Origin of the sequence: Streptomyces sp. NPDC096176 (genome assembly GCF_044763255.1) — a bacterium.
In the GTDB taxonomy this organism is placed as follows: domain Bacteria; phylum Actinomycetota; class Actinomycetes; order Streptomycetales; family Streptomycetaceae; genus Streptomyces.
Genome location: NZ_JBIWFV010000011.1, coordinates 29,401 through 49,400, shown reverse-complemented (window position 1 = coordinate 49,400; position 20,000 = coordinate 29,401). Strand labels below are relative to the sequence as shown.

Genomic DNA, 20,000 nt, shown 5'->3' with positions numbered 1-20,000 from the left:
CAGCGCCCTCCGCGATGATCATGGCGGCACGCGCCGCCGGGCGACTGGCCCACCCGAACGAGGTCAGGCGGTGGCCGCCGGATGCTGGGCGCGGCTCACGTCGTACACCCCGGGGACGTCGCGCATGGCGCGCATCAGGGCGGGAAGACCGGCCGCGTCGGGCAATTGCAGCGTGTACGTGTGACGGACCCGCTGCTGGGTCGGCGGCTCCACGGTTGCCGAGACGATCGCGGCGCCCTCGCCGGCGATGACTTCGGTGAGATCGGCGAGGAGGCGGGGGCGGCCGAACGACTCGGCGATCAGTGTGACCCGGCACCCGGGGGCGTCGCCCCAGCGCACCGGGACCGGTTCGCGCCCCACGCTCGTCATACGCGCCACGGCCGGACAGGTCTCCCGGTGGACGGTCACGGAGCCCCCGCGCACCGCGAAGCCGGTGACCGCATCCGGCGGTACGGGCGTGCAGCAGCCCGCGAGCCGTACCGCCGCCTCCGGCAGATCCACCACGGCGTTCGCCGACACGGGCCGGCCCCCGGTGAGCGGCGCCGGGCGGCGAGGCGCGGTGGAGGGGGCCGCGACGCCCTCCGGATGGGTGTCGAGCCAGCTGGTGATGGCGATGCGTGCGGCAGGGGTACGGGCGTGGTCCAGCCACTCCGGGGACGGCCCGGAGGAGCTGTCCTGGGCGAGCAGCAGATGCACGGTGTCACCGTCGCCGAGAACCGTGCTCATGGTCGCGAGACGGCCGTTGACGCGCGCGCCGATGCAGGAGTGGGCCTCCTCGCCGTACTGGGCATAGGCGGCGTCGACGCAGCTCGCTCCGGCGGGCAGCCCGAGTGCGCGGCCGTCCGCGCGGAAGACGGTGATCTCCTTGTCCTGCGCCAGGTCGGCGCGCAGGGAGGTCCAGAAGGTGTCGGGGTCGGGGGTGGACTGCTGCCAGTCCAGCAACCGGGACAGCCAGCCGGGTCTGGTCGGGTCGGCGCGCTCGCCGTCTGCGGGCTCCGCGCCCTCGACGGGGAGATACGGGTTCCCCAGCGCGACGACCCCGGCCTCGGCGACCTTGTGCATCTGGTGCGTGCGGATGAGGACTTCGGCGACGGCACCGTCCGGGCCGGCGACGGCTGTGTGCAGGGACTGGTACAGGTTGAACTTGGGGGCTGCGATGAAGTCCTTGAACTCGGAGATCACCGGGGTGAAGCACGTATGCAGTTCACCGAGTACGGCGTAGCAGTCGGCGTCCTCTGCGACGAGGATCAGCAGCCGGCCGAAGTCGGTGCTGCGCAGCTCCGACCTCTTGAGGCGGACCCGGTGCACGGAGACGAAGTGCCGCGGTCTGATGAGTACTTCTGCGTTGATGTCCGCCTCGCGCAGCGCGGCACGAAAGTCGTCCGCGATGGCGGCGAGGGCGTTGCAGGCGTCCGAGTTCTCGGCGATGAGCACGCGGGTGCGTTCGTACTCCTCGGGATGGAGGATGGCGAAGACGAGGTCCTCGAGCTCGGTCTTGAGCGCCTGGACGCCGAGCCGTTCCGCGAGCGGGATGAGGACGTCGCGGGTGACCTTGGCGATGCGGGCCTGTTTCTCGGGCCGCATCACGCCGAGGGTGCGCATGTTGTGCAGCCGGTCGGCGAGTTTGATCGACATCACGCGGACGTCGTTGCCGGTGGCCACGAGCATCTTGCGGAAGGTCTCCGGTTCGGCGGCCGCCCCGTAGTCGACCTTCTCCAGTTTGGTGACGCCGTCCACGAGATAGCTGACCTCGGCGCCGAACTCCGCCCTCACCTGCTCGAGCGTCACATCGGTGTCCTCCACGGTGTCGTGGAGCAGCGACGCGGTCAAGGTGGTGGTTTCCGCGCCCAGTTCGGCCAGGATCAGGGTCACCGCGAGCGGATGCGTGATGTAGGGCTCGCCGCTCTTGCGGAACTGCCCGCGATGGGAGGACTCCGCCAGCACATATGCCTTGTGCAGCGTGGCGAGATCGGCGTCGGGGTAATGCGCCCGATGCGCCTCCGCGACATGGCCGATCGCGTCCGGCAGGCGGTCGCGGGCCGCCGGGCCCAGCAGTGCGGCGCGGCCCAGCCGGCGGAGGTCGATCCTGGCTCGGCCGCGCCTGCGGCTCTGGGCACCTGGGTTGGTGGCCTCTGCGCTCATGGGGCACCTCCGGCAGCTTCGACCGGCGGTGGAAGACTGGTGTGCCTCCCGGCCGGTGCTTGATGCTACCGAGCCCACCACGTGGCGCAGTCCGCCTCTCGCTCAGCGTGAAACGGATCACCCATTCGAGGGAAGCGCTATGCGGTCACGGTTTCGAGGAGAGCGGGCTCGATGTACCCCTCGGCGACGATCACAGCGGCTCCGGTCATCTCGATCTCGCCGTCGGGCCGCTCCGTGACGAGAAGACGGCCGCCGGGCAGATCGACCGTGTACGTGACAGGAGTTCCGGTGGCCGCCGGATCCACACCGTCACGCCGCGCGGCAGCCACGGCCACGGCGCAGGCGCCCGTACCGCAGGAGCGGGTCTCGCCGGAGCCGCGCTCGTGCACCCGCATGGCGACGTGGCGCTCGCCGCGGTCGACGACGAACTCCACGTTCACCCCGTGCGGGTAGACAGATGACGGGGCGAACGGCGGCGTGGTCAGCAGATCCCCGGCGTGGTCCAGTTCATCGACGAAGGCGACCGCGTGGGGGTTGCCCATGTTGACGTTCCTGGCGGGCCAGCTGCGCTCGCCGATGGACACGGTGACGCCGTCGGCGGGGAGCACCGCGCGCCCCATGGAGACGGTGATGTCGGCCGCGTCGGAGCCGCTGCCGGAAACGGCCTTGGCGATGTGGGCCCGCTTGACCCCGCCCCGGGTGGCGATGGCCAGGTCACCGGCCTCGGCGAAGCCCGCGCGCTGGAGATAGCGGGCGAACACACGGACGCCGTTGCCGCACATCTCGACGATCGAACCGTCCGCGTTGCGGTAGTCCATGAACCACTCGGCCTCTGCGGCCATGTGGCGGGCGTCCGGGTGCGCCGCGGATCGCACCACGTGCAGCAGACCGTCACCGCCGATACCGGCCCTGCGGTCGCACAGCCGGGCGACGGCCGACGCGGACAGGTCGATGGCGTTGTCCGGGTCGGGGACGATCACGAAGTCGTTCTCGGTCCCGTGGCCCTTGAGGAAGGGGATCGGCGAGGTCTGCGAGGTGCTCACGTCCCCCATCGTACGAGGAGCGTCGGACAGCGCCCGGAACGGGTGCCCGGGCCGGAGCTCCCCATGACCGGCCGTCTTCACCTCAGCCGCGCGACCCGCCATACGGCGAGTGCGACGAGGACCGCGGCAACACCCACGTAGAGCGCGAGCACACGCCAGTCAGGACGCACGCCGGAGCCGCGCGACGGGAGGCCGGGCCAGGTGTGCCCGACGCGACGGGCGGCCATGACACCCCAGCCCGCGGCGCAGCAGCTGATCAGGAGCCCGAGCATGGCGACGACCGCTCCGCCGTCGCCGGTTCCGAAGGCCAGCGGGAAGGCGAACATGAGCGAGCCGATGGCGGCGAGGACGACGATCGGTGCGAGCTGCCAGATCCGGAGCCGCCGCGGCGGACGCAGTTCGACCTCGACTTCGTCCGCGAGCACTTCCTGCTCGTCGGGCCCGTCCGGGCTGAGGCCGGACGTACCGTCCGCCGCATCCCGCCGTTGCTGTTCCGTGTCGCGAGGGCCGGCCTCCATCGCCACGCGCCCTCCCAACTCGGACTCAACTGTCGATCGATGCTCGATGATGGCACGCCCCCGGGGGCGGGAATGACGGGCGGAGCGTCCCGATGCCATCACGTGATCAGGCTGTGACCGCTCGTTCGATCAACGCCAGCGCCCGATGCGGAAGTTCCGCTCTGTCGTCGACAGCGCCGCTCAGCCAGTGAACCCTCGGGTCACGCCGGAACCACGAATCCTGACGGCGCGCGAAGCGCTTGGTGGCGCGTACGGTCTCGTCGCGCGCCTCCTGTTCCGTGCACTCCCCCGCGAGCGCCGTGAGCACCTGCTGGTAGCCAAGGGCACGGGAGGCCGTGCGCCCTTCGCGGAGCCCCTGGGCTTCGAGCGCGCGCACCTCGTCGACGAGGCCGGCCTCCCACATACGGTCGACCCGTACCGCGATGCGTTCGTCGAGTTCGGGCCGGGCGACATCGACGCCGATCTGGACGGTGTCGTAGACGGCGTCGTGGCCGGGCAGATTGGCGGTGAAGGGTTTGCCGGTGATCTCGATGACCTCGAGGGCCCGGACGATCCGGCGGCCGTTACTCGGCAGGATCGCCCTGCCCGCCTCTGGATCGGCCGCGGCCAGTCGGGCGTGCAGGGCCCCGGGGCCACGCAGGGTCAGCTCCTCCTCCAGCCGCGCACGCACCTCGGGGTCGGTCCCGGGGAACTCGAGCGCGTCGATCGCGCCGCGCACATAGAGCCCGGAGCCTCCGACGAGGACGGGCGTGCGGCCCTGCGCGAGCAGCCGGTCGATCTCCGCCCGCGCCAGCTTCTGGTACTCGGCGACACTCGCGGTCTGGGTGACGTCCCAGATGTCGAGGAGCCGGTGCGGCACTCCGCCGCGCTCCTGCGTCGTCAGCTTGGCGGTGCCGATGTCCATCCCCCGGTAGAGCTGCATGGAGTCGGCGTTGACGACTTCGCCGTCGAGTTGGCGGGCGAGGAATACTCCCAGATCGGACTTTCCGGCTGCGGTGGGACCGACGACGGCGATGACCCGCGGTGCGGGAGCTGCACTTCTCACCGCCCCAGTCTCGCAAACACGTCGACATGTCCCCGAACGAGCTAGGTGACGAGAGTGGATCCGGTTCGTTGCCTGTTGCGAGGTTCCGAGCGCCGGTTTCGAGCCGGTGCCCGCGTGCGACGCAAGAGGACGCTCCGGGCGGCGCGGAACTTCGACCACACGAGTAGGCTATGGAGTAAATATGGGTGTTTTCTCATGGTTTCGCAGTAAGTCCGCAGCGGCCGAGGAGGCTCCCGCAGCAGGCGAAGCAGCCACGGCGCCGGCGGCCGAGGCCGAAACTTCGCCGCAGGAGTCCGAGGTGAGTGACGGCAGGGCGGAAACCGCGGTGACGGTGGAGCCCGCGGCGCCTACGGCCGAAGACACCGCTGAGGCTGCCGGGGAGCCCGTCGAGGACGGGGCTGCCGTTGAGGGAGTGGAGATTCCCAAGCAGCAGTCGGCCGAGGACGCGGCGGACAGCGAGGCCGGTGAAGGCGCCCGTCAGTAGGTCCCGCGACAAGGAAGGTGTCCCATGGGCTTCAAGGACAACCTGAAGGCCAAACTCGCCCCGGCCAAGGACAAGGTCGCCCACCTCGCCCAGCAGCACGAGGGCAAGATCGGGCACGGCCTGGAACGAGCTGCCAGGACGGTCGATCACAAGACCAAGGGCAAGTACAGCGACAAGATCGAGACGGGCACCGGAAAGGCCAAGCAGGCCTTGGGCCGTATCGCGCACAAGGACGACACCGGCGGGACGACGCCGCCGCCGGCCGGCTGAGAGCAATCGAACCGGTTCCGGCGGACGGCCGTGGAGTGCACAGCCCCGCGGCCGTCCGCCGCTGTCCGGAGCCGGCCGTGACCGGGCCGAGGCCGCAGGCCTCACCCGGCCCGCGACGCCCTCCGGGCGGAGGGCGGGGCTTCGCGCACCCCCATTACCGCGCCGCGGCGCTACGACCAGGCTGCGACGAAGTAGCCGACACCGTACGGAGCGGCCTCATGGAGGAGCCGGCCCGCGAGGCCCGCGCCCTCGGCCGCGCCGGCGAGGACCTGCCACGAGGCGCGGCCCGACACCTTGAGCTCGTGGGCGTACGACTCGTCCAGGCCCTTGAGAGTCTCGATGTCGGCCGCGCCGAGCGCATCGGCTGCCTGCCGGTCGAAGGCCGGCGCACGCTCGTCCAGGTAGCCGGGAGCCTTGAGCGTGCGGCAGGCGCTGCCGTCCCCCATCACCAGCAGCGCGACCCGTCCTGCCCGGGCCGCGAGTTCGCGTCCGGCGGCGGCACAGCGGTCCCGGCCGAGCAGGTCTCCCACACCGAGCGCCCCGACGGGTGCTGCCGCCCAGCGGGTGCGGTCCAGCAGCCAGGCTCCGACGGCCAGTGAGGGCGGCAGCGTCCGCTCCTGCGCCTGCCCCTGACCGAGCCGTACGTCGAGGTCCACGCCGAAACCTCGGAAGGAGCCGGCGGCACCCGCGGCATGCGGGACAAGGTCTTCGTGCCCCTCCGGCCCGATCACGACCAGCAGATCGGGCCGGGCGGCTGCGAGAACGGCCACCGCGTCGGCGCACGCGGCCCGGACCCCGTCGAGTTCGGATGCCGCTCCCGAGGCGACCTCGGGCACGAGGAGCGGCGGGCAGGGACAGACGGCGGCGGCTACGAGCATGATCCGCAGCGTAGCCCGCGCCCATTTCCCACGGGACGGTCACCGGGCGGGCACACGCCGGCTCCCGTCGCGCGGTGCACACCCGGGCGGCGTTCGGGCCGCCGCCCGATACGCCCTTGCGCGGCGTTCAGCCCGCCGCGCAGCCGCCCGTCGCCGGAGGCAGCGGGGCGGGTACCCCCACGGAGGGGAGCCCGAGCATCACGCCGGCCGGCTGCGGTGCCTCTGCGGCGTTGCGCTTCTCCCACGCGTCACCGGCACGGGTGCGCCGCACGGACTTCGTGGCGCCTTCCGCCAGGAGGTGGTGCGGGGCGGCGTAGGTGACCTCGACGGTGACGACGTCGCCGGGGCGCACATCGGTGTCCGGCTTCGTGAAGTGGACGAGACGGTTGTCGGGAGCGCGGCCGGAGAGCCGGTGCGTCGCTCCGTCCTTGCGTCCCTCTCCCTCGGCGACCATGACGTCGAGGGTGCGCCCGACCTGCTTCTTGTTCTCCTCCCAGGAGATCTCCTCCTGCAGGGCGACCAGGCGCATGTAGCGCTCCTGGACGACCTCCTTGGGGATCTGGCCGTCCATGGTCGCCGCCGGGGTACCGGGGCGCTTGGAGTACTGGAAGGTGAACGCGTTCGCGAAGCGCGCCTCACGCACCGTGTGCATGGTCTGCTCGAAGTCCTCCTCGGTCTCGCCCGGGAAGCCGACGATGATGTCCGTGGAGATGGCGGCATGCGGAATGGCCGCACGCACCTTCTCGATGATCCCGAGGAAGCGTTCCTGCCGGTACGAGCGCCGCATCGCCTTCAGGATCGTGTCGGAGCCGGACTGCAGCGGCATGTGGAGCTGCGGCATGACGTTCGGCGTCTCGGCCATGGCCGAGATGACGTCGTCCGTGAAGTCGCGCGGGTGCGGCGAGGTGAAGCGGACCCGCTCCAGGCCCTCGACGTTCCCGCAGGCGCGCAGCAGCTTGCTGAAGGCCTCTCGGTCGCCGATGTCGGAGCCGTACGCGTTGACGTTCTGCCCGAGCAGGGTGATCTCGCTGACGCCCTCGGCGACGAGCGCCTCGATCTCGGCGAGGATGTCCCCCGGCCTGCGGTCCTTCTCCTTGCCGCGCAGCGCGGGCACGATGCAGAAGGTGCAGGTGTTGTTGCACCCCACGGAGATGGAGACCCACGCCGCGTACGCCGACTCGCGCCGGGTCGGAAGCGTGGAGGGAAAGGCCTCGAGCGACTCCGCGATCTCGACCTGCGCCTCCTCCTGGACTCGGGCGCGCTCCAGCAGCACCGGGAGCTTGCCGATGTTGTGCGTACCGAAGACGACGTCGACCCACGGCGCCTTGGTGACGATGGTGTCGCGGTCCTTCTGCGCCAGGCAGCCGCCGACGGCGATCTGCATACCCGGGCGCTTGGACTTCATCGGCGCGAGCCGGCCGAGATTGCCGTACAGCTTGTTGTCGGCGTTCTCCCGCACCGCGCAGGTATTGAAGACGACGACATCGGCGTCTCCGTCGGCGCCCTCGGGCGCGCGGACGTATCCGGCACCCTCCAGCAGGCCCGACAGCCGCTCGGAGTCGTGGACGTTCATCTGGCACCCGTAGGTGCGCACCTCGTAAGTTTTCGCACTCATCGCGCCCACCAGGGTACGGGGTCGCCCCGGCCCCGCGCCCCTGCCTTCCGAGAGGCCGGGCCTGGCCATCACGGGGAGTGAGCTGGCAGGATCACGGCATGCTTTCCGCACTTCCGGTCCTTTCCCCCCTCGGCCGCCGCCGCGCCCTCCAGGGTGCGGCGGCGGCCCTGGTGGTCTTCGGGCTGCTGCTGTGGTGGCTCGTGCCGTTCGGGCAGTCGTCGCCCAGCGGGAAGCTGACGCTGAGCACGGGATCGCACAGCGGCGTCTATCAGCGCTACGGAGTCCTGCTGAAGGACGCCCTGGCGCGGGACATGCCGGACGTGGCTGTCGGCCTGCGCACCAGCGAGGGATCCCAGGAGAATCTGGCGCGCGTGGCTTCGGGAGAGGCCGACTTCACCATCGCCACCGCCGACGCCGTCGCGAAGTACAAGCGTGACGGGCTGGCGGGAGCAGACCGGCTGCGCGGCTGCGCGCGGCTGTACGACGACTACGTCCAGCTGGTCGTCCCCAAGGATTCGCCGATCGAGTCGGTGCACGACCTGCGGGGCCGGTCGGTGGGTGTGGGCCAGGACGGCTCCGGCATACGGCTGGTCGCCGACCGGCTGATGAAGGCCGCCGGGATCGACCCCGCCGAGGACATCTCAGCGCTTCCCTCCGGCATCAACGTGGCACCGGGGCAGCTGGAGAGAGGCACGATCGACGCGTTCTTCTGGTCGGGCGGCCTGCCCACCAACACGGTGCAGGACCTGTCCGAGCGGTTCCGCGTCCGCCTGGTCCCGCTGGAAGCGGCTCTCGTTGCGAAACTGCACGCGGCGGGCGACCCGACCAGCTACTACCGCTCCGCCGTGATGCCTGCGGACGCCTACCCGCAGGCGCAGGGCGGCCTGCCCGTCAAAACGGTCGCCGTGGCGAACCTGCTGGTCACCACGGACCGAATGAGCACCGCACAGACCGAGGGTTTCACCCGCACGGTGATCAACAGCCGGGACCGCATCGGAAACTCGGTGCACCCGGCCCAGCTCGTGGACCTCCGCACGGCGGTGTACACGGACCCCCTGCCGCTGCACGAGGGCGCCCGGCGCTACTACCGCTCGGTCAAACCGTAGGGCCCTTCCGCCACACCCGGTCACACCTCCGGAGGCGTGCGCGACGCCTCAGGCCTCGATGGACGTGCGCGACGCCTCAGGCATCCTGCCCCGTCTGGGACGCCTCACGCCCCGACCGCGCGACGCCTCACGCCTCACGCCTCACGCCTCCGGAGACGTGCGCGGCACGGTGACGGTCACCTTCAGACCGTGCGGCTCGTTGTGCGCGTACGCGATGGAGCCCCCGCCCGCCATGAGCAGCGCCCTCGAGATGGACAGACCGAGCCCCGAACCCTTCACGTTCTGGTGGCGGCCGCTGCGCCAGAACCGGTCGCCGATACGGGTCAGCTCCTCGTCGGTCAGCCCGGGCCCGCGGTCGGTGATCACCACCGTCGACGTATTGCCCTGCGACACGACCTCTACGGTGACCTCTTCACCCTGTGGGGTGAACTTGAGCGCATTGTCGATCACGGCGTCCAGCGCGCTGGAGAGCGCTACGGGGTCCACCCAGGCGGTGACCGCAGCGGCTCGGGAGGACAGCACGACACCTCTCTCGTCGGCGAGCGGTCGCCAGGCGGCGACCCGCTCCGCGGCGAGCTCCCCGATGTCGGTGAGCCGGAGCTCCGCGGAGGCGTGCTCGGCGAGCGCCAGGTCGAGCAGGTCGTCCAGCACCTGGGCCAGACGCTTGCCCTCGGTACGGACGGAGGCGATCTCCGCATTGCCCTCGGGGAGTTCGAGGGCGAGGAGCTCGATGCGCAGGAGCAGTGCGGCGAGCGGGTTGCGCAGTTGGTGGGAGGCGTCGGCGACGAACGCCCGCTGCTGTTCCAGTACTTCTTCGACGTTGTCCGCCATCTCGTTGAACGAGCGAGCCAGCCGTCTCAGTTCCGGCGGTCCGCTCGACGCCGCGACACGGGAGTTCATCCGGCCGGTGGCGATGCCGTGGGTGGCGGCGTCCAGGATGCGCACCGGCCGTAGCACCCAACCGGTGAGGCGGAAGGCCGCGCCGACGGCGACGAGCATCGCGGCGCTTTCACCGGCCGCGATCAGCAGCCAGCCCCGCAGGACCCGCGAGCGCAGCTGGTCGGTGGGCGAGTCGGTGAACACGACGGCGACGACGTCCCCGTCCCGTACGACCGGCGATGCGACGACGAGGCGCTCACCCCGCTGCCACGGCCACACCTGCGGCGGGTCGTCGCTGCGCCGGCCGGTGAGTGCCTCCTGGAACGCCTCGCGCCCCACGCCGTCCGCCGGCACGTACCAGTCGCGCGGGGCGCGCGCCATGGAACCGCCGTTGCGGTGGAAGACGCCGGCCCGGATCCCGTACGTGTCCTGGTAGCGGTCGAGCTGCTCCTGCAGCGTGGAGCGCCGCTCGTCGGGAGTCGCCCCCTGGTCGGTGACGAACTGGGCGAGCGCCGCGAACCGCACGGTGTCGTCGATCCTGTCGACGACGACCCGCTGCTGCTGTGCGGCGGCGACGCTCACGGCCAGCGGAAAACCGAGGGCCAGCAACACACCGGCCATGAGCACGATGAGCAGCGGAAGAAGTCGGGTACGCACCGGAGTCGAGTGACCTTACGCCCCGGCGGGTGCGACGAGCCGGTAGCCGACGCCGCGCACGGTCTCGATCAGGGCTGGCATACGGAGCTTGGAGCGCAGGGACGCCACATGCACCTCGAGGGTGCGGCCGGTGCCTTCCCAGCTGGTCCGCCACACCTCGCTGATGATCTGCTCGCGACGGAAGACGACTCCGGGACGCTGGGCCAGCAGCGCCAGCAGGTCGAACTCCTTGCGGGTGAGCTGTACCTCCGTGCCGTCCACGCTGACCCTGCGGGTGGGCAGCTCGATAGTCACCGGCCCGAGCCGCAGGGCGTCGTCGGCGGCGGGCGCGGCGGCCTCCTCACCGGTCGCCGTGCGCCGGCTGACGGCATGGATCCGGGCGAGCAGCTCGCCGGTGTCGTACGGCTTGACCACGTAGTCGTCGGCACCGAGATTCAGCCCGTGGATCCGGGAACGGATATCGGAGCGCGCGGTCACCATGATCACAGGCGTGGACGTGAGCTTCCTGATCTTCCCGCAGACCTGGTAGCCGTCCTGGTCGGGCAGGCCGAGGTCCAGGAGCACGACGCCGAAGGGCGGCTTCGCGGGGGCGGTCGCTGGGAGCACCGCCCGCAGCGCCTCCTCGCCGTTACGGGCGTGCACCACCTCGAAACCGTGCCTGGCCAGCACCGCGGACAGGGCGGCGGCGACATGGTCGTCGTCCTCGACGAGCAGCAGTCTCATGGCCCCCCTTCGGTGGTGCGGTCGTGCGGATTTCACCGTGCGGTCGCGTGGTGTTCCAGGGCAGTCCGGTCAAAGCTACCCAGGGCATCAAGGCTGATGGCCACCCGTGCAGTCAAGAGCGAAGCGGCCGCCACATGGTTCCGTTACCCACCCGGTATCGCCGATCACTGCCCTCTTCACGCATAGTGTCCGGTTGCAGCCGGATCGTTATGCTCAATTTCCCCTCAGATGTGATGACGCTGGTCGCACGGGGTGATTAGGGTCCTCCCAACCGAGGAGGATGGAGCTAAGAGGCCGATGAGCGAAGTGTCAGTGACCAAGAACCCCGAGGGCGAGCAGCCCCCGGCGGGCGACCTGGTCGTTCTGAACAACGTGAACAAGCACTTCGGCGCACTGCACGTGCTCCAGGACATCGACCTGACCATCGCCCGTGGCGAGGTCGTGGTTGTCATCGGGCCGTCGGGTTCCGGTAAGTCCACGCTGTGCCGCACCATCAACCGCTTGGAGACGACCGACTCCGGCACGATCACGATCGACGGCAAGCCGCTGCCCCAGGAGGGCAAGGAGCTCGCCAGGCTGCGCGCCGACGTCGGCATGGTCTTCCAGTCGTTCAATCTCTTCGCGCACAAGACCGTCCTGGAGAATGTGACGCTCGGCCAGGTCAAGGTACGCAAGGCTGACAAGAAGGCCGCGGAGACCAAGGCGCGCGCGCTGCTCGACCGGGTGGGTGTCGGCGCCCAGGCGGACAAGTACCCTGCCCAGCTCTCCGGCGGTCAGCAGCAGCGCGTGGCGATCGCGCGGGCGCTGGCGATGGACCCCAAGGTCATGCTCTTCGACGAGCCGACGTCGGCCCTCGACCCCGAGATGATCAACGAGGTCCTCGAGGTCATGCAGCAGCTGGCTCGGGACGGGATGACAATGGTCGTCGTCACCCACGAGATGGGCTTCGCCCGTTCGGCCGCGAACCGGGTCGTGTTCATGGCCGACGGCCGAATCGTCGAAGAGGCCACACCCGAGGAGTTCTTCAGCAACCCGCGCAGCGACCGGGCCAAGGACTTCCTGTCGAAGATCCTTCACCACTGAGTTCTGGATCAGCAGATCCCGGCACTTCGCGTCTGATCCACCACTTCGCCTCAACTTCTAGGGAAGTCATCATGAAGCTTCGCAAGGTCACCGCCGCTTCGGCCACCGTGCTCGCGCTCGCCCTGTCGGCCACTGCCTGTGGCTCCGGCGAGAAGGAGGGCGGCTCCGGCGGCTCGGGCGACAAGAAGATCACGGTCGGCATCAAGTACGACCAGCCCGGTCTCGGTCTGAAGACCCCCGACGGCAAGTTCACCGGCTTCGACGTCGACGTCGCCAAGTATGTCGCCAAGGAACTCGGTTACCCCGAGGGCGACATCGAGTTCAAGGAGACGAAGAGCGCCGACCGCGAGACCGCGCTGGCCCGCGGCGACGTGGACTTCATCGCCGCCACGTACTCGATCACCGACGAGCGCAAGCAGAAGGTCGACTTCGCCGGCCCCTACCTCCTCGCGCACCAGGACCTGCTGATCCGCGCCGACGACAACGTCACCAAGGGCGACGACCTCAACGGCAAGAAGCTCTGCTCGGTCACCGGCTCCACGTCCGCGCAGAACGTGAAGAAGGACTTCGCACCCAAGGCCCAGCTGAAGCAGTACCCCACGTACTCCCAGTGCCTGAGCGCCCTCCAGAGCGGCCGGGTCGACGCGCTGACCACGGACGACTCGATCCTGGCCGGATACGCCTCGCAGCCGCAGTACAAGGGCAAGTTCAAGCTCGCCGGCCTCAAGCTGAGCAACGAGAACTACGGCATCGGCGTCAAGAAGGGCGACAAGGAGATGGTCGACAAGATCAACGCCGCCCTCGAGAAGATGGTCCAGGACAAGTCCTGGGACAAGGCCGTGGCGGACAACTTCGGCCCGGCCAACTACAAGAACGAGCCCGCCCCGAAGATCGGCAACATCGTCAAGTGAAGCAGGGCTGACGTGGCGCGCCGCCGCTGACGGCGGCGCGCCGGGCCCTCCCACACGCGGAAGCGCGGGAGATCGTGTTCGACTTTCTTGAAGGTTACGACTTGCTCGGGGCGTTCTGGATGACGGTGAAGCTCACCGTCCTCTCCGGAATCGGCTCCCTGGTGCTCGGCACCGTCCTCGCCGCGATGCGGGTGAGCCCGGTGCCCCTGATGCGCGCGTTCGGCACGTTCTACGTGAACGTAGTCCGGAACATCCCGCTGACCGTGATCATCGTCTTCTCCTCGATCGGTCTCGCCGATGTCTTCGGCATGACACTGGGGGTGGCCGACGACTTCGACGCGCTGTCGTTCCGGCTGGCGGTCCTCGGGCTCTCGACCTACACCGCTGCCTTCGTCTGCGAAGCCGTGCGGTCCGGCATCAACACCGTGCCGGTCGGCCAGGCGGAGGCCGCACGCGCCCTCGGTCTCAGCTTCACGCAGGTCCTGACGACCATCGTGCTTCCGCAGGCGTTCCGCTCGGTCATCGCCCCGTTGACCAATGTGCTGATCGCCCTCACCAAGAACACCACGGTCGCGGCGGCCATCGGCGTCGCGGAGGCGGCTCTGCTGATGAAGGAAATGATCGAGAACGAGGCACAGTTGGTGCTCATTTCGGCGATCTTCGCCTTCGGCTTCGTGGTCCTCACCCTCCCCACCGGCCTCATCCTCGGCTGGGTCGGCAAGCGCATGGCGGTGAAGCGATGACATCGGTCCTCTACGACGCTCCCGGCCCCCGCGCCAAGCGTCGCAACATCGTCTACACGGCCGTCTTCCTCGCCGCGCTGGCACTGGGCATCTGGTGGGTCCTGCGCACCATGGCCGACCACGGACAGCTCGAGTGGTCCCTGTGGAAGCCGTTCACCGAGGCTCCGGCCTGGACGACCTACCTGCTGCCCGGCCTCGGCAACACGCTGAAGGCAGCGGCCCTCGCCATGGTCATCGCGCTCCCGCTGGGTGCGGTCTTCGGCATCGCCCGGCTGTCCGACCACCGCTGGGTCCGCATCCCGTCCGGGGCCGTGGTGGAGTTCTTCCGCGCGATCCCGGTCCTGATCCTGATGCTGTTCGCGAACGAGTTCTACGCGAGCTACACCGACATCAGCAGCGATGTACGCCCGCTGTACGCCGTGGTCACCGGCCTCGTGCTCTACAACGCCTCGGTCCTCGCCGAGGTCGTACGGGCCGGCATCCTGTCGCTGCCCAAGGGCCAGTCGGAGGCGGCCAAGGCGATCGGCCTGCGCAAGGGCCAGACCATGAGGAGCATCCTGCTCCCGCAGTCGGTCACCGCGATGCTGCCGGCCCTGGTCAGCCAACTTGTGGTCATCGTCAAGGACACTGCCCTCGGCGGAGCCCTGCTGTCCTTCGCCGAATTGCTCAGCACCCAGGGAACGCTGGCCGCGAACTACGCGAACACCATCCCCAGCTTCATCGTCGTCGCCTTGATCTTCATCGTCCTCAACCTGGTCCTCACCACCTTCGCTTCGTGGCTGGAAAAGAGGCTGCGGCGGGCCAAGAAGAGCACCGGCGCGGTCCTGACCGCACCCGGCGGCGCGGAGGAGCCCGTCGGGGAGCCCGGAGTCGCCAAGGCCGATGACAGGCCCCACACCTGACGGTTCATCGGATGTTCGACCGCTGAGGGGCGGTGGCCTGTGGGCCACCGCCCCTCGCCGCGCTCCCGTGGTCGCTTGACGCAGGCACCGGCAGTGGGTTGCATACGTTCTGTGATCGCGCACCGGGCTCCAACGGCACTTTTCCGCATGACCCTCCGAGCCCGAGGAGTCACGCCGTGGACCCGGTGATCGTGGTCGGCGCGGGCCCGGTGGGACTCGCGCTCTCCCTCGCCCTCGCAGCACAGGACATCCCCACCGTCGTGCTCGACGAGACCAACGGAAAGGACGAGCCGCGCCCCGCGCGTACGGTCGTGCTCCGCCCGGACACCGCGGCCCTGATGGAACGGCTCGGCTGCGGAACCGTCCGTGACGAAGGCTCCGTCTGGACCGGCTGGCGCTCCATGCGGCGCAAGCAGGAACTGCGGCAGCTGCCGCTCGGCGCCGGTGGCCCCGCCGCCCCCCTGCACATCCCGCAGCACGCCCTCGCACGCGGACTGCGCGACGCCGTCACCGGGCACCGGCTCGTGCGGCTGATCACCGACAGCCGTCTCGACTCCCTCGAGCAGGACTCCGGCGGTGTCGTCGTCCACACGCGTGGGCCCTCCGCGACCTGGTGGCGGGGAAGTTACCTCGTCGGCTGCGACGGCGCCCGGTCGACCGTCCGCAAGCTCCTCGGCATCCGTTTCCCCGGCCGTACGGCGGTGGAACGTCACGCCGTGGCCGCCCTGCGCACCGAACTGCCCTGGCCTGGCGAAGCGTTGCTGCACCGCCAGCCGTCCTGGGCGTCGGGCGGTGACGAGATCACCGCACGCCCGCTGCCGGACGGTGTGTGGCGGCTGGACTGGCTGCTTCCCGCCCGCGGCGAACTGGTCACACCGGAGTCCCTGGTGGCGCGGGTCCGCGACACCCTGGCCGGGTGGTGCGGCGGGACACCCGCGTACGAGCTGCTCGACACCGGCGTCCACACCCTGCACCACCGGCTCGCCCGCCGCTGGCGCGTGGACCGCGCCTTCCTCGCCGGTGACGCCGCCCATCTGTTGGGAGCGCTCGGCGCGCAAGGGCTGGAGGAAGGGCTGCGGGACGTCGACAACCTGGCCTGGAAGCTGGCGCAGGCCTGGCACCACGGCGCGTCGCAGACCCTGCTGGACAGCTACCAGGCCGAGCGACGCATCGCCGTCGCCGCGCGACTGCGCGCCGCCGACCAGTCACTGCCGATACTGCGCAGCGGCAGCGGGCTGCGCACCTACCTTCCGGGTGCGGCTCGCGGGCACGACTCGATGCTCACCGACGCCCATCTGGGACTGGGCGTACTCGGCGCCCCTCCCGTGTACGCGCACTCCCCCCTCACGCCTGAGCCCACCGGCCCCCGGACACCGGTCGGCACGGAGGTGGGCGCACCGGTCGCCGATGTGCACGTGACGGCTCCCGACGGCACGTCCACGCGCCTGCGGGACCGGTTGGGGCGGGGGCAACTGCTCGTCGTTCTGGTCGCACCCGGCACCGGGGTCTGGGACCGGCGGCACTGGGTGGGTGCCGGTGTCATGCCTCGGCTGGCGACGGCCGTGAGCGCCCTGCCGGCGCGGGCCGAACTGCTGGTGACGGAGAGCTACCCGGGCGCCTCGGCGCACACCGTGCTGCTGGTGCGGCCCGACGGGCATCTGGTCGCCGCGTTCGCGGGAGTGCAGCCCGCCGAACTGCACTCCGCCGCAGACCTGGTGCGCGGAGGCGCGCCGTCCGCGGCGACCACCGACCGCATTGCGGACACCGATTGATTCTTCCGACCCCCCGTGGTCTACTCCGGAGCGTGACCGACACCGATGTGCGCCTGTGGCGGAGGGTCCATATGGACCTCGTCCGCTATGCGGGCTGCGTGTGTCGCCCCTCCTGCTGATTCGCCTTCCTTCCGCGCTGCGGCCTGCTGTGCCCGCGCGTGCTCCAGCGACTCCAGGACGGTCAACGTGTCCCACCCTGCTGCACCTCTTTCCGCCCCGCCTGCTGCGGCCCCGCCCGGCGCGGTTTCTCGGCCCACTTCGAACGACCCCGGTGCGCCGACCTCCGCCGAGCTTCTCGACTTCGTGCGGCACGCCGCCACCGACAAGGAACTGATCGCTTCGCTGCCCCTCGACCCCGACGGCCGCACCTGGCTGCGGCTGGAAGGGCCGCGCGGCAGTGAGGCCTGGCTCATCGGCTGGCCGCCGGGCACGGGCACCGGCTGGCACGACCACGCCGAATCACTCGGCGCGTTCGCCACGGCGGAGGGCAAGCTGACGGAGAACTCCCTCGCCGTCAGGCTGCCCGCGAGCGGCTGGAAAACCGTTGAGCTGATCGAAGGCGTGGACCGGGAACGGCATCTGAGCGCCGGCCAGTCCCGCGCCTTCGGCACGCACCATGTGCACGAGGTGCTCAACGAGTCACCCGCGGAACACGCTGTCTCCGTCCACGCCTACTATCCGCCGTTGCCGCTGATGAGGCGTTTCAGCAGGTCCGGAGCAGTGCTCCGGCTCGAGCAGGTCGAGCGTCCGGAGGACTGGCAGTGAGTGCAACGCTGGGGATCGACGAGCACGTGGAGCGGGTGCGACAGGGCTTCGAACGCGTCGGACCGCAGGAGGCGTTCGCCGCGGCGGCCGAAGGGGCGCTGTTGGTGGACATCCGCTACCAGGCGCTGCGGGAACACGACGGGCTGATCCCCGGCGCCGTGGTGGTGGAGCGCAACGAGCTGGAGTGGCGCCTGGACCCTCAAGGCGGCCACCGCATCCCGCAGGCCGTCGGCCACGACCTGCGCATCGTCGTGATCTGCAACGAGGGATACGCGTCCACCCTGGCGGTCGCGTCGCTGCACCAGTTGGGGCTGCGCGGCGCGACGGACCTGGTCGGCGGCTTCCAGGCCTGGAAGGCGGCGGGGCTCCCGGTCACGCTGTAGAGGCCGGCCGCTCCACAGGCTGAACGGGTCCCGCACAACGGGTCTCACAAGCTGAACGGGCGGCGAGGGGCAGGCCGTACGAGGTGGGCCGGAAGCCAGCGAGCCGGGAACAGATGGGCCGGGCAGGCATGCGCTGCCGCCCGCCGGTCGCGCATCCCCCGTGCGGCCGGTCCCACCCCTAGTAGTCCGTCTCGTCCAAGTCCGCCGTGTCTTCGCCCTCTTCCTCGAGGGCGCGCCTGACCACCCGCAGCGCCATGCCCTCGGGGTAGCCCTTGCGGGCCAGCATCCCGGCCAGGCGGCGCAGGCGGCGGTCCCGGTCGAGGCCCCGAGTGGAGCGCAGCTTGCGCGCCACAAGTTCGCGGGCGGTCGCCTCCTCCTGGTCCGAGTCGAGCTGTCCCACGGCCTCGTCGATAAGAGCGGAGTCCACTCCCTTGGTGCGCAGCTCCCGCACCAAAGCGCGCCGGGCGAGGCCCCGGCCGTGATGCCGGGACTCCACCCACGCGTCGGCGAAGGCGGCGTCGTTGATCAGGCCCACGTCCTCGAAACGAGAGAGGACCTCCTCGGCAACCTCCGAGGGGATCTCCCGCTTGTGCAGCGCGTCCGCCAGCTGCTTGCGGGTGCGCGGGGTCCCGGTGAGCAGGCGCAAGCAGATCGCCCGCGCCCGCTCAGCCGGATCCCGGGGAGACAGCTCCTTCTCGGCCCTCGACGAGTCGGGGCTGTCACCCGGCCATTCGGTTCGCCGGGCCATTCCCGCTAACCCTTGGCCGCCGCCGCCTTGGCCGTCTTGGCCTTGGAGGCGGGCGCGGGCACCGACTTCGCCACGTCCTCTGCCGGCTCTGCTGCGGCCGCGTCCGCACCGGGCTCCGCCGCCGAGGCCTCCGGCCTGACGCCGACGCCGAGCTTCTCCTTGATCTTCTTCTCGATCTCGTTGGCGAGGTCGGGGTTGTCCTTCAGGAAGTTGCGGGCGTTCTCCTTGCCCTGGCCGAGCTGGTCGCCCTCGTACGTGTACCAGGCGCCGGCCTTGCGGACGAAGCCGTGCTCCACGCCCATGTCGATCAGGCCGCCCTCGCGGCTGATGCCCTGGCCGTAGAGGATGTCGAACTCGGCCTGCTTGAAGGGCGGGGCGACCTTGTTCTTGACGACCTTGACGCGGGTGCGGTTGCCGACCGCGTCCGTGCCGTCCTTGAGGGTCTCGATACGGCGGATGTCGAGACGCACGGAGGCGTAGAACTTGAGCGCCCGGCCACCGGTCGTGGTCTCCGGGGAGCCGAACATCACACCGATCTTCTCGCGGAGCTGGTTGATGAAGATCGCGGTGGTCTTGGACTGATTGAGCGCGCTGGTGATCTTCCGGAGCGCCTGGCTCATCAGCCGCGCCTGAAGACCCACGTGCGAGTCGCCCATCTCGCCCTCGATCTCCGCCTTGGGCACGAGGGCCGCGACGGAGTCGATGACGATCAGGTCGAGCGCGCCCGAGCGGACGAGCATGTCGACGATCTCGAGGGCCTGCTCGCCGTTGTCCGGCTGGGAAAGGATGAGGTTGTCGATGTCGACGCCGAGCTTCTTGGCGTACTCGGGGTCAAGGGCGTGCTCCGCGTCCACGAAGGCCACGGCGCCGCCCGCCTTCTGGGCGTTGGCCACGGCGTGCAGCGTGAGGGTGGTCTTACCGGAGGACTCCGGTCCGTACACCTCCACCACGCGGCCGCGCGGCAGGCCGCCGACTCCGAGCGCGACGTCGAGCGCGGTCGACCCGGTGGGGATGACCTCGATGGGCTCGTTCGGCCGCTCGCCCAGCCGCATCACGGCACCCTTGCCGAATTGCCGTTCAATCTGTGCGAGCGCGGCGTCGAGCGCCTTCTCGCGGTCGGTACCTGCCATGGGTTCCACCCGATTTGCTTGTGTCGATCGCTTCACGTCAAAGACGCTAACCCCTGCCACTGACAATGGGCCCCGCCGTCCGCCCAGCCTGTGGATAACTCACCGGAATCAGGGCCGGAACCCCATAAGAATGGATGTTCGATTTTACTGTCAAGCGCACCACGCGCGCACCACGCCGACCCGTGGAACCCCCGTGATCCCGC

General features: G+C 70.1%; 20 protein-coding genes and 1 pseudogene. 11 read left to right on the top strand and 10 right to left on the bottom strand.

Annotated features, from left to right (window positions below):
- Positions 1 to 63: 63 nt before the first annotated feature.
- From ACIQ7Q_RS26940 to miaA, 4 genes are all read right to left on the bottom strand, one after another.
- Positions 64 to 2,142 (bottom strand): RelA/SpoT family protein, encoded by a 2,079-nt coding sequence (locus ACIQ7Q_RS26940; RefSeq protein ID WP_403867277.1) that lies wholly within the window; start codon positions 2,140 to 2,142, stop codon positions 64 to 66.
- 137 nt (positions 2,143 to 2,279) lie between these two features.
- Positions 2,280 to 3,194 (bottom strand): diaminopimelate epimerase, encoded by a 915-nt coding sequence (dapF, locus tag ACIQ7Q_RS26935; protein ID WP_403867274.1) that lies wholly within the window; start codon positions 3,192 to 3,194, stop codon positions 2,280 to 2,282.
- 68 nt (positions 3,195 to 3,262) lie between these two features.
- The gene (locus ACIQ7Q_RS26930; protein ID WP_403867730.1) at positions 3,263 to 3,703 is read right to left on the bottom strand and encodes a hypothetical protein; all 441 of its coding nucleotides are present in this window, start codon (positions 3,701 to 3,703) and stop codon (positions 3,263 to 3,265) included.
- Between the two features lie 106 nt (positions 3,704 to 3,809).
- The gene (miaA, locus tag ACIQ7Q_RS26925) at positions 3,810 to 4,748 is read right to left on the bottom strand and encodes a tRNA (adenosine(37)-N6)-dimethylallyltransferase MiaA (RefSeq protein WP_403867270.1); all 939 of its coding nucleotides are present in this window, start codon (positions 4,746 to 4,748) and stop codon (positions 3,810 to 3,812) included.
- Between the two features lie 298 nt (positions 4,749 to 5,046).
- Between miaA and ACIQ7Q_RS26920 the strand changes: the two genes are divergently transcribed.
- Positions 5,047 to 5,232: a gliding motility protein gene (locus ACIQ7Q_RS26920; protein ID WP_403867267.1), complete on the top strand. Its 186-nt coding sequence runs from the start codon at positions 5,047 to 5,049 to the stop codon at positions 5,230 to 5,232.
- A 24-nt stretch (positions 5,233 to 5,256) separates the two neighbouring features.
- On the top strand, positions 5,257 to 5,502 hold the full coding sequence (locus ACIQ7Q_RS26915; RefSeq protein WP_403867264.1) for an antitoxin: 246 nt from the start codon (positions 5,257 to 5,259) through the stop codon (positions 5,500 to 5,502).
- Positions 5,503 to 5,672: 170 nt separating this feature from the next.
- Here the strand turns inward: ACIQ7Q_RS26915 and ACIQ7Q_RS26910 are convergent, their stop codons facing one another.
- Positions 5,673 to 6,380, bottom strand: coding sequence for a class III extradiol dioxygenase subunit B-like domain-containing protein (locus ACIQ7Q_RS26910; protein WP_403867261.1), 708 nt, complete (start codon positions 6,378 to 6,380; stop codon positions 5,673 to 5,675).
- A gap of 127 nt (positions 6,381 to 6,507) precedes the next feature.
- Entirely contained in the window at positions 6,508 to 7,995 is a 1,488-nt protein-coding gene (gene miaB, locus ACIQ7Q_RS26905) for a tRNA (N6-isopentenyl adenosine(37)-C2)-methylthiotransferase MiaB (protein WP_403867258.1), read from the bottom strand.
- A 98-nt stretch (positions 7,996 to 8,093) separates the two neighbouring features.
- Between miaB and ACIQ7Q_RS26900 the strand changes: the two genes are divergently transcribed.
- Complete coding sequence (locus ACIQ7Q_RS26900) at positions 8,094 to 9,101, top strand: TAXI family TRAP transporter solute-binding subunit (protein WP_403867255.1); 1,008 nt, start codon at positions 8,094 to 8,096, stop codon at positions 9,099 to 9,101.
- Positions 9,102 to 9,242: 141 nt separating this feature from the next.
- On the opposite strand, the gene ACIQ7Q_RS26895 is transcribed toward ACIQ7Q_RS26900, so the two are convergent.
- Together ACIQ7Q_RS26895 and ACIQ7Q_RS26890 are read right to left on the bottom strand one after the other, a co-directional pair.
- Positions 9,243 to 10,637 (bottom strand): sensor histidine kinase, encoded by a 1,395-nt coding sequence (locus ACIQ7Q_RS26895; protein WP_403867252.1) that lies wholly within the window; start codon positions 10,635 to 10,637, stop codon positions 9,243 to 9,245.
- A 15-nt stretch (positions 10,638 to 10,652) separates the two neighbouring features.
- A complete protein-coding gene (locus tag ACIQ7Q_RS26890) occupies positions 10,653 to 11,360 on the bottom strand; it encodes a response regulator transcription factor (protein ID WP_403867249.1) in 708 nt (235 codons plus the stop codon).
- Positions 11,361 to 11,657: 297 nt separating this feature from the next.
- On the opposite strand from ACIQ7Q_RS26890, the gene ACIQ7Q_RS26885 reads away from it, so the two are divergent.
- The 8 genes from ACIQ7Q_RS26885 to ACIQ7Q_RS26850 all read left to right on the top strand — a co-directional run bounded on the left by ACIQ7Q_RS26885 (position 11,658) and on the right by ACIQ7Q_RS26850 (position 17,919).
- Positions 11,658 to 12,443 (top strand): amino acid ABC transporter ATP-binding protein, encoded by a 786-nt coding sequence (locus ACIQ7Q_RS26885; protein ID WP_403867246.1) that lies wholly within the window; start codon positions 11,658 to 11,660, stop codon positions 12,441 to 12,443.
- A 71-nt stretch (positions 12,444 to 12,514) separates the two neighbouring features.
- Complete coding sequence (locus ACIQ7Q_RS26880; RefSeq protein WP_403867243.1) at positions 12,515 to 13,354, top strand: glutamate ABC transporter substrate-binding protein; 840 nt, start codon at positions 12,515 to 12,517, stop codon at positions 13,352 to 13,354.
- 74 nt (positions 13,355 to 13,428) lie between these two features.
- Positions 13,429 to 14,097: an amino acid ABC transporter permease gene (locus ACIQ7Q_RS26875; protein ID WP_403867240.1), complete on the top strand. Its 669-nt coding sequence runs from the start codon at positions 13,429 to 13,431 to the stop codon at positions 14,095 to 14,097.
- Positions 14,094 to 14,999 carry an amino acid ABC transporter permease gene (locus ACIQ7Q_RS26870; protein WP_403867237.1) on the top strand — a complete coding sequence of 302 codons (906 nt, stop codon included), beginning with the start codon at positions 14,094 to 14,096 and terminating at the stop codon, positions 14,997 to 14,999. The genes ACIQ7Q_RS26875 and ACIQ7Q_RS26870 overlap by 4 nt, the downstream gene beginning before the upstream one ends.
- A gap of 176 nt (positions 15,000 to 15,175) precedes the next feature.
- Positions 15,176 to 16,771, top strand: coding sequence for an FAD-dependent monooxygenase (locus ACIQ7Q_RS26865; RefSeq protein ID WP_403867235.1), 1,596 nt, complete (start codon positions 15,176 to 15,178; stop codon positions 16,769 to 16,771).
- A 71-nt stretch (positions 16,772 to 16,842) separates the two neighbouring features.
- Positions 16,843 to 16,890: a hypothetical protein gene (locus ACIQ7Q_RS26860; protein WP_309506048.1), complete on the top strand. Its 48-nt coding sequence runs from the start codon at positions 16,843 to 16,845 to the stop codon at positions 16,888 to 16,890.
- A gap of 67 nt (positions 16,891 to 16,957) precedes the next feature.
- The gene (locus ACIQ7Q_RS26855) at positions 16,958 to 17,536 is read left to right on the top strand and encodes a cysteine dioxygenase (RefSeq protein WP_403867233.1); all 579 of its coding nucleotides are present in this window, start codon (positions 16,958 to 16,960) and stop codon (positions 17,534 to 17,536) included.
- The gene (locus tag ACIQ7Q_RS26850; protein WP_403867231.1) at positions 17,533 to 17,919 is read left to right on the top strand and encodes a rhodanese-like domain-containing protein; all 387 of its coding nucleotides are present in this window, start codon (positions 17,533 to 17,535) and stop codon (positions 17,917 to 17,919) included. The genes ACIQ7Q_RS26855 and ACIQ7Q_RS26850 overlap by 4 nt, the downstream gene beginning before the upstream one ends.
- A gap of 178 nt (positions 17,920 to 18,097) precedes the next feature.
- On the opposite strand, the pseudogene recX reads toward ACIQ7Q_RS26850, so the two are convergent.
- Together recX and recA are read right to left on the bottom strand one after the other, a co-directional pair.
- Positions 18,098 to 18,742: pseudogene (gene recX / locus ACIQ7Q_RS26845) on the bottom strand (recombination regulator RecX); the annotation flags it as partial.
- Positions 18,673 to 19,797 carry a recombinase RecA gene (gene recA, locus ACIQ7Q_RS26840; protein WP_403867228.1) on the bottom strand — a complete coding sequence of 375 codons (1,125 nt, stop codon included), beginning with the start codon at positions 19,795 to 19,797 and terminating at the stop codon, positions 18,673 to 18,675. The gene recA and the pseudogene recX, both read right to left, overlap by 70 nt.
- Positions 19,798 to 20,000 lie beyond the last annotated feature (203 nt).

Bases quoted from the DNA above. Each gene is read 5' to 3' on its own strand.
- ACIQ7Q_RS26890 (WP_403867249.1), bottom strand. From the start codon at position 11,360: ATGAGACTGCTGCTCGTCGAGGACGACGACCATGTCGCCGCCGCCCTG.
- dapF (WP_403867274.1), bottom strand. From the start codon at position 3,194: ATGGGGGACGTGAGCACCTCGCAGACCTCGCCGATCCCCTTCCTCAAG.
- recA (WP_403867228.1), bottom strand. From the start codon at position 19,797: ATGGCAGGTACCGACCGCGAGAAGGCGCTCGACGCCGCGCTCGCACAG.
- miaB (WP_403867258.1), bottom strand. From the start codon at position 7,995: ATGAGTGCGAAAACTTACGAGGTGCGCACCTACGGGTGCCAGATGAAC.
- ACIQ7Q_RS26940 (WP_403867277.1), bottom strand. From the start codon at position 2,142: ATGAGCGCAGAGGCCACCAACCCAGGTGCCCAGAGCCGCAGGCGCGGC.
- ACIQ7Q_RS26870 (WP_403867237.1), top strand. From the start codon at position 14,094: ATGACATCGGTCCTCTACGACGCTCCCGGCCCCCGCGCCAAGCGTCGC.
- ACIQ7Q_RS26880 (WP_403867243.1), top strand. From the start codon at position 12,515: ATGAAGCTTCGCAAGGTCACCGCCGCTTCGGCCACCGTGCTCGCGCTC.
- ACIQ7Q_RS26930 (WP_403867730.1), bottom strand. From the start codon at position 3,703: ATGGAGGCCGGCCCTCGCGACACGGAACAGCAACGGCGGGATGCGGCG.
- ACIQ7Q_RS26915 (WP_403867264.1), top strand. From the start codon at position 5,257: ATGGGCTTCAAGGACAACCTGAAGGCCAAACTCGCCCCGGCCAAGGAC.
- ACIQ7Q_RS26910 (WP_403867261.1), bottom strand. From the start codon at position 6,380: ATGCTCGTAGCCGCCGCCGTCTGTCCCTGCCCGCCGCTCCTCGTGCCC.
- ACIQ7Q_RS26900 (WP_403867255.1), top strand. From the start codon at position 8,094: ATGCTTTCCGCACTTCCGGTCCTTTCCCCCCTCGGCCGCCGCCGCGCC.
- ACIQ7Q_RS26885 (WP_403867246.1), top strand. From the start codon at position 11,658: ATGAGCGAAGTGTCAGTGACCAAGAACCCCGAGGGCGAGCAGCCCCCG.